The organism is Kitasatospora sp. HPM-01-4 (assembly GCF_051374625.1).
In the GTDB taxonomy this organism is placed as follows: Bacteria; Actinomycetota; Actinomycetes; order Streptomycetales; family Streptomycetaceae; genus Kitasatospora.
In genome coordinates, this window is sequence record NZ_JBPQGP010000006.1 from 21,502 (window position 1) to 28,155 (window position 6,654).

8 protein-coding genes are annotated in these 6,654 nt (G+C 70.8%); 4 read left to right on the forward strand and 4 right to left on the reverse strand.

Translation table 11 applies throughout. From position 1 onward, the window contains the following. Positions 1–179: 179 nt before the first annotated feature. From ACSMTC_RS39590 to ACSMTC_RS39605, 4 genes are read right to left on the reverse strand one after another with little or no spacing between them, the layout of a single operon-like run. Positions 180–1,607 carry a DUF2637 domain-containing protein gene (locus tag ACSMTC_RS39590; RefSeq protein WP_436564964.1) on the reverse strand — a complete coding sequence of 476 codons (1,428 nt, stop codon included), beginning with the start codon at positions 1,605–1,607 and terminating at the stop codon, positions 180–182. Then, positions 1,604–1,930, reverse strand: coding sequence for a hypothetical protein (locus ACSMTC_RS39595; RefSeq protein WP_436564965.1), 327 nt, complete (start codon positions 1,928–1,930; stop codon positions 1,604–1,606). Before ACSMTC_RS39595 ends, ACSMTC_RS39590 begins: the two co-directional genes overlap by 4 nt. After that, on the reverse strand, positions 1,927–2,160 hold the full coding sequence (locus tag ACSMTC_RS39600; RefSeq protein ID WP_436564966.1) for a hypothetical protein: 234 nt from the start codon (positions 2,158–2,160) through the stop codon (positions 1,927–1,929). The genes ACSMTC_RS39595 and ACSMTC_RS39600 overlap by 4 nt, the downstream gene beginning before the upstream one ends. Beyond that, entirely contained in the window at positions 2,157–2,459 is a 303-nt protein-coding gene (locus ACSMTC_RS39605; protein ID WP_436564967.1) for a hypothetical protein, read from the reverse strand. The genes ACSMTC_RS39600 and ACSMTC_RS39605 overlap by 4 nt, the downstream gene beginning before the upstream one ends. A 258-nt stretch (positions 2,460–2,717) precedes the next feature. On the opposite strand from ACSMTC_RS39605, the gene ACSMTC_RS39610 reads away from it, so the two are divergent. The 4 genes from ACSMTC_RS39610 to ACSMTC_RS39625 form a co-directional block, all read left to right on the forward strand. After that, on the forward strand, positions 2,718–3,530 hold the full coding sequence (locus ACSMTC_RS39610; RefSeq protein WP_436564968.1) for a GntR family transcriptional regulator: 813 nt from the start codon (positions 2,718–2,720) through the stop codon (positions 3,528–3,530). Continuing rightward, on the forward strand, positions 3,527–4,270 hold the full coding sequence (locus ACSMTC_RS39615; protein ID WP_436564969.1) for a glycosyltransferase family 2 protein: 744 nt from the start codon (positions 3,527–3,529) through the stop codon (positions 4,268–4,270). Before ACSMTC_RS39610 ends, ACSMTC_RS39615 begins: the two co-directional genes overlap by 4 nt. A gap of 187 nt (positions 4,271–4,457) precedes the next feature. Then, positions 4,458–5,447 carry a bifunctional DNA primase/polymerase gene (locus tag ACSMTC_RS39620; protein WP_436564970.1) on the forward strand — a complete coding sequence of 330 codons (990 nt, stop codon included), beginning with the start codon at positions 4,458–4,460 and terminating at the stop codon, positions 5,445–5,447. Next, positions 5,444–6,654: phage/plasmid primase, P4 family (locus ACSMTC_RS39625; protein WP_436564971.1), on the forward strand; the 1,211-nt coding region annotated here is incomplete at its 3' end. The genes ACSMTC_RS39620 and ACSMTC_RS39625, both read left to right, overlap by 4 nt.

Sequence of the window (6,654 nt, forward strand, 5' to 3'; positions counted from 1 at the left end):
GAGGCGGATGCCGTGCCCGCCGGTCTCAATTGTGCAGACTCTAAGTCTGCATGTCCAGAGAATGCATTGTGCAAGTCTGCATTCGGGTCAGAACAGGCTGTCCTGCTGGTCGGCCGCCATGCGCTCGACGACCTCGCGGTAGAGCTCGGCCAGAACAATCGGCAGGCGCGGGCCGGGCATCAGTGGCCTCCGGGCACGAGGTGGAGGGACGGGCCCGCGGGCTGCTCGGCCTCGACCTCGCGCAGCCGCGCGCGGCACCAGGTCTCACCCCGGCTGGTCTCCTCCGACAGACCCTTCCAGCCCGGGTTCGCGCCCTCCGCGCGCCGCGCGCGCAGCCACTCGCGGGCGCTCTCCTTCTCCTTCTCGGCCTCCTCCGGCGTGGCCGCGCGCGCGGTCTCGGCGGCCAGCGTGCGCGCCGCCTTCACCTGCTTCGGGCGGGGGTCCTGAGCGGCCACCTGCGGGGCTCGCACGGCCGGGGGCTTGTTGGCCGCCACCTGCGGCTTCTCCGCCTGCTGCGCGGGCCTTGGGGCCTGCTCGCGCGGCTTGCTGGCAAGCTGGCTAGCGGGCTCGTCAGCAAGCTCGGCGGGGGTGTTGCCCGCACGGCGCGCGAGCATCCGCGCCCGGGCCGCGCGCACCGTGCTGCGGGCCGAGCCCTTCGCCGCGCGCCGGGCCTCCAGCGCCGCCGCGACCACCGGCGAGTCGGGGCCGAGTTCGGTCTCCAGCTCGGTCATCAGCTGCTGGTTGGCGGCCAGCTCGGTCGCCCGCAGCTCGACCGTCATCCCCTGCTCGCCCCCGTGCACCACGGTCCACGCCGCGGCGAACGCCGCCTCGTCGTCCAGCACGCCGAACGGGCTTGCGGCCTTGATCTCCTCGGCGACGTCGGCGACCTCCTGGTGGAGCTCCCGCCGGCGCTTCGCGTGCTCCTCGCGCTCCTTCTCCCGCTTGCGGTCGGCCTTGGTACGGCCGTGCCCGCCGTGGGTGCGCAGGTCCCAGATCCCGACCGCGAACAGCGAGGACGCACCCATCACCGCGGCGACCCACACCGGGTGGCCGTCCAGGCCGTGCCAGAAGTTCACCCCGGCCGCGATCGAGGCCAGCAGCCAGGTCGAGGTCCGGTACTTGCCGGTCGGGCGGCCGGCCGCCTCGGCTTGCTGGCCCATGAACGTCACCGCCCAGGCGCCGCCCTCCAGCATGGTGGCGAACAGCGCGGCGAGGACGAACTCCACCTTCGCGCTGGTCAGCGCGCCGACCTGGGAGATGACCGCCGGCACCACCGAGCAGGCCATCACCAGCGCCACGAAGGCGTCGGCCGGGTGGGCCTTGAGCCAGCCCAGCGCCTTGGCCCGGCGCTCGGCGCGCTCGGCCTTGGCCAGGCGGCGGCGCTCCTCCTCGGCCTTCCGGTCGGCCTCCTTGCGCTTGCGCTCGGCATCCGCGTCCCTGCGGGCCTGCTCGGCCTTGGCCGCCTCGTCGGCGCGGCGCTGCTCGGCCTCCTGCACCTTGAGCTGGAGCTCGAAGTCGCGGTCGGCGCTCCTGTCGGCGCGGGCCTCGGCCCGCTCGGCGGCGCGGTCCGCCCGGCGCTGCTCGCGGATGTCGACGGCGGTGCTCATCGGGTCACCTCACCCTCGTACGGGTCGGTCGCGGTGTCGGTCTCGTGCCAGGCCCAACCCGCCCAGTCGGCGACGCGGTCGGCCAGCTCCAGCGCCACGTCGCCGAGCGGGCGCGGGCGGCGGGGCAGGTCGGCGACGGCGTGGACGGCGGACAGGCCGATCAGGAACATCGCCGGGGCGCCGAGCCAGAAGTTCAGGCCGGCCGCCTTCACCAGGAAGCCGCTGCCGAAGGTCGCGGCGAACCCGGCGATCTCGGGGGCGCGGGTGAGGGCGAAGACCGCCGGGACGGCGATCAGGTCGCGGGCGGGGAAGCGGCGGATCATCGGGCACCTCCGGCCGGGGTGGTCATGCTGGCGAACAGGAGACGGGCCAGCTCCTGGCGGAGCCGGGGGGCGATGGGCTCGACGCCCAGGCGGCCGGCGAGCGCGGCGGCGCCGGCGGAGGTGTAGCGGGCGAGCAGCTCGGCGACCAGGCCGACCAGGGCGACGCACCCGGCGACGACGCCGAACACGATCTCCAGGAGGGCGAGGACGAACAGCGGGATCGCCTTCACGCCGCCACCGCCATCCGGGCCGGGCGCCGGCGCAGGCCGTCACGGGAGCGGAACGGGGTCGGCATCCGCCGCAGCAGCTGGCGGTAGTGGGCGACGTCCAGCTGGTCGACCTCGCTGTCGTCGTCGGCGGCGACGACCAGGTCGTCGAGGAAGTCGGCCAGGGCGTCGCGGTGCGCGGCCAGCGCGGCCTCGACGTCCTCGGAGGTCTGGGGCTCGACAGCCGTGGCGGGCTCCAGGCCCGCGGCCTCGATGAAGTCCAGCGCGGTAACGACGCGCCGACCAGAAACGATCGTCTTCATGGGTGGCGTGCTCCTTCCAGTACGACTCCCGTGGGCCCCGGCGGTGACGCGCCGGGGCTTCTGCTTTGGGCATGGCGGTGCCGTCCAGCCTTCGGGCTTGTCCCGGGACTGCGATGGCACGGGAAGACCTTCGCAGCGGAGTCCCGGGACTGTCAACAGTCCCGGGACAAATGTCGCGGGACACTTGTCCCAGGACTGTGATTGATGTTGTCCCGGGACTGTGGTTCACTGACCGCGTCGAAAGGAGGGAGTCCAGTCATGGCACCCAAGACGCCTCAGTGGCGCGAACTCGCAGATCAGATCGCTGATCGCATCAGGGCAAACGAGGCCGGTTTCAGGCCCGGCGACCAGCTTCCGCAGATCCGCGAGTTGGTGGCTCAGGGCAAGGGGTCGAAGACCACCGTGCTGGCGGCCTACAAAGCGTTGGAGACCGAGGGACTGGTCACCATGGCCCGCGGCCACGGCACCCGGGTGCGCAGGCCCGCCCCGCATCAGATCCGCCGGCATCAGGACCGGTACGCCTGGGAAAAACAGCAGGCCAAGCGCCCTGAGACCGAGCGCATGAACAACGGCGTAGTCGAGCGCGACACCGGCCTCGGGCACGACCAGGTCGAGTGCCACACCACGTTCAACGCGATCCCTGCCGACCTCGCGCTGGCGAGCCGATTCGGCGTCCCGGTGGGAACCCTGATGCTGCACCGAAACTACTGGCACAGCACTCCCGGCGACCCGACCGCGCTCTCCCTGATCGACTCCTACCTGGTGCACGAGGTCGCAGCGCGGAACCCCGACCTCCTGGACACTTCCAAGGAGCCCTGGCCCGGGGGCACCCAGCACCAGCTAAGCACCATCGGGATCGAGATCGCCGAGATCGGCGACGGGATCAGCTGCCGGGTCGCCACCCAGGAGGAGGCTCGGCGACTCGGTATTCCGCCCGGATCTGCGGTGCTGCTGCTGGACAAAACCAGCGTGTCGACCGACGGCGACGTCGTGGAGTACTCGCACGTCGTACTGCCTGGTGATCGGACGTCAATCGAGTACTCAGTCCCTCTCGAGAGGTGGGCCCAGTGATCCGGACGATCTCCGTCGTAACCCCGGTACATGACCAAGCTCTGCAGTTCCTGCCGAGCGCCTTCGAGTCTCTGGCTAGCCAGAAGCTGCCCGGAGGCTGGGGGTTCGAGTGGCTGATCCAGGTCGACGGCGGCACCGGAGACGATGTGGCCGGCCTTCTCCCCGCAGACCCTCGCGTCAAGATCGGGGGGAACAGGCGCGGCGGTCCTGGGGTAGCCCGGACCATGGCCTGGGGCCGCAGCACCGGCGAGCTGGTGAAGGTTCTCGACGCCGACGATCTCCTCCCCGATGGCGCGCTCGCCCGCGACATCGAGGTCATGGAGGCCCACCCCACCATCGGCTGGACGGTCAGCCGGGTACTCGACCTCATGCCTGACGGCAGCCTCCAGCACTACACCCTTGGAGACCCTGAGCCAGGGGTCTTGGCTCGCGGAGAGATGTTCGACTACTGGTCGGAGACCTTCCGCCCCCAGGTGCACCCCGCCACGCTATGCATCCGCGAGCCCTTGCTCGCAGAGGTCGGCGGGTGGATGGCGCTCCCGGCATCTGAGGACACCGCACTCCTCATGGGGCTCGACGTGTTGGCCGACGGCTGGTTCATCTCCGAAACCGGCCTCCACTACCGGAAGCACCCGGGCCAGACGACCAACCACGCGGACCACCGATCCGGACCCGAGTGGGAGGCCCGGATGAGCGTGATCCGACGGCACGCCGATGCTCTCCGACGTCGGCGGAGTTAGATACCGGCCCCACCCCGCACATGCTGCCCTGCCGCCAATTCACGGCAGGATGGCCCCTGAATGGCGAAAGCCCGCCCTTGCCGGGGCGGGCTTTCGGAAGCTGCCGAGCGACCTACTCGGCTGGACGAGCTACCCAATGCATACGAGATGGGAGGTGCGCTCACCCTTGAGCGTACGAGACGAGACTGTGTCACCGCCAGCTCACACCGCGCAGCGCCAGCGTCTTCTGGCCAGCGCGCTGGAGTACGCCGCGCGCGGCATGGCGGTGCACCCGCTACTGGTCGGGCTCAAGGAGCCTCGGTGGCGGGACTGGGAGAGCCGCGCGACCCTCGACCCGGAGCTGATCACCCGCACGTGGCGGGCCCCGTTCAACGTGGGCGTCGCCTGCGGGCCATCCGGGCTCGTGGTCCTGGACCTCGACGTGCCGAAGGACGGGGTGATCCCGGACGAGCTGGCAGCGATCGGGGTGACGGACGGTCTGTCGATGCTGCGTCACCTCGCTGCCGAGGCCAGCGTCCAGGAGCTGGCCGCCACCATGGCGGTGCGGACGTGCAGCGGCGGGCTACACCTGATCTACCGTGCCCCGGCCGGGGTCGAGATCCGCAACAGCGCGGGCACCGTGGCTTGGTGCATCGACGTTCGGGCCGACGGCGGGTACGTCGTCGGGATTGGCTCCGAGGTCGACGGCTCCGCCTACTCGCTCGCCGGGACCCTCACCACCCCGGCGGAACTGCCTGAGTGGATGCTGACCCTGATCACGGCCAAGGCCGAGCCACCCAAAGGCGGGGGAGCGGTCACCGGGGCTGAGGTGGTCTCCCGGCTGCAGGCGTTGGCCAAGCAGGCCGGCACCACCCGGGAGGAGCGGTGGGCGGCTGGCATCCTCGCCAGCGAGTGCGCCGACTTGGCCGCGATGAAGGCTGGCACCGGCCGCAACCAGCGGTTGAACCTCGCCGCGTACCGCGCCGGGCAGCTGGTGGCCGCCGGCCTTCTGTCGCAGACCGAGGCCGAGGACGCCTTGATCTCCACCGCCCGGGACTGCGGGGTCGGCACCAGCGCCGCCCGTCCGTACGCGCGGGAGATCGAGAAGACGGTCTCCTCGGGGATGCGGGCCGGACTGGCCCGTCCCCGATACATGGACTCCGCCGCCCAGGCCCGCCGCGCGGGTGGTGCCGCATGAGCGAGGTCATCGCGCTGCCTTCGCAGGTGGCCACCGAGGCGGAATTCGACGGCGTCCCGGTGGACCTGGTCGAGGCGTTCAAGCGGGACCAGGAGCGGGCGAAGAAAGCCACGGACTGGCTGAGCAGTGCGACTCCGGATCAGCTGGCCGCGTTCGAGGCGTTCCAGACGATCCAGGCTGCGGAGCAGGCGAAGAAGGCGGAGGCGAAGCAGAAGGCGGAGGCTGAGAAGGCGGCCAAGGCACAGAAGGCCGAGGACGAGAAGGCGGCGAAGCAGGAGGCCGCCGAGCGCGCCCGCCAAGGCGCAGCCGGCACCGAGATGACGGACGCGGTGCTGTCGCAGCGGGTCTCCGACTCGGTGATGGCGGGGCTGCACTGCTGGTCCGCAAGCCTGGGCTGGATGACCTGGCACCGCACTCACTGGGAGCGGAGCAACTCCGAGACCGTGATCGAGAACGTCCGCAAGTTCATGCTGGACTCGGTGACCAAGGAACTGCGGTCGCCGGACACGGACTGGCGGAAGCGGCAGGAGCTGATGTCCCTGCTGAGCAAGAGCCGGATCAACGCGATCGTGGAGCTGTGCAAGGGCATCACCCAGGTCCGGGACGACATGTTCGACAGTCACCCCGACCTGCTCAACACCCTGAACTGCGTGGTGAACCTGCGAACGGGCGAGGTACGGCAGCACGACCCGGCCTTCTACTTCACGAAGGTCACGCCGGTGCCGTACATCAAGGGCGCCACCCACCCCGACTGGGACATGGCGCTCCAGGCCGTCCCCGAGAAGGCCCGTGAGTGGTTCCAGGTCCGTGCGGGGCAGGGCATCACGGGGCACATGACGCCCGACGACGTGCTGCTGATGCTCCAGGGCGGAGGTGAGAACGGGAAGTCCACCGTCCTCGACGCCATCGGCCGGGCGATCGGCCCCGGCTACAAGGTCGGCGTGTCGGACCGGGTCCTGCTGGCCGAGGCTGGCGCGCACCCGACCGAGCTGATGGACTTCCGCGGGGCCCGGTTCGCCGTCGCCGAGGAACTGCCCGAAGGCCGGAGGATGTCGGTGAAGCGGTTGAAGGACGTCATCGGCACGCCCACGATGAAGGCCCGGTACATGCGCCAGGACACCGTCGAATGGGACTCCACCCACTCGATGTTCCTCTCCACCAACTACCTCCCAGTGATCGAGGAAACGGACCACGGCACCTGGCGCCG

Bases quoted from the DNA above. Each gene is read 5' to 3' on its own strand.
- ACSMTC_RS39610 (WP_436564968.1), top strand. From the start codon at position 2,718: ATGGCACCCAAGACGCCTCAGTGGCGCGAACTCGCAGATCAGATCGCT.
- ACSMTC_RS39595 (WP_436564965.1), bottom strand. From the start codon at position 1,930: ATGATCCGCCGCTTCCCCGCCCGCGACCTGATCGCCGTCCCGGCGGTC.
- ACSMTC_RS39590 (WP_436564964.1), bottom strand. From the start codon at position 1,607: ATGAGCACCGCCGTCGACATCCGCGAGCAGCGCCGGGCGGACCGCGCC.
- ACSMTC_RS39605 (WP_436564967.1), bottom strand. From the start codon at position 2,459: ATGAAGACGATCGTTTCTGGTCGGCGCGTCGTTACCGCGCTGGACTTC.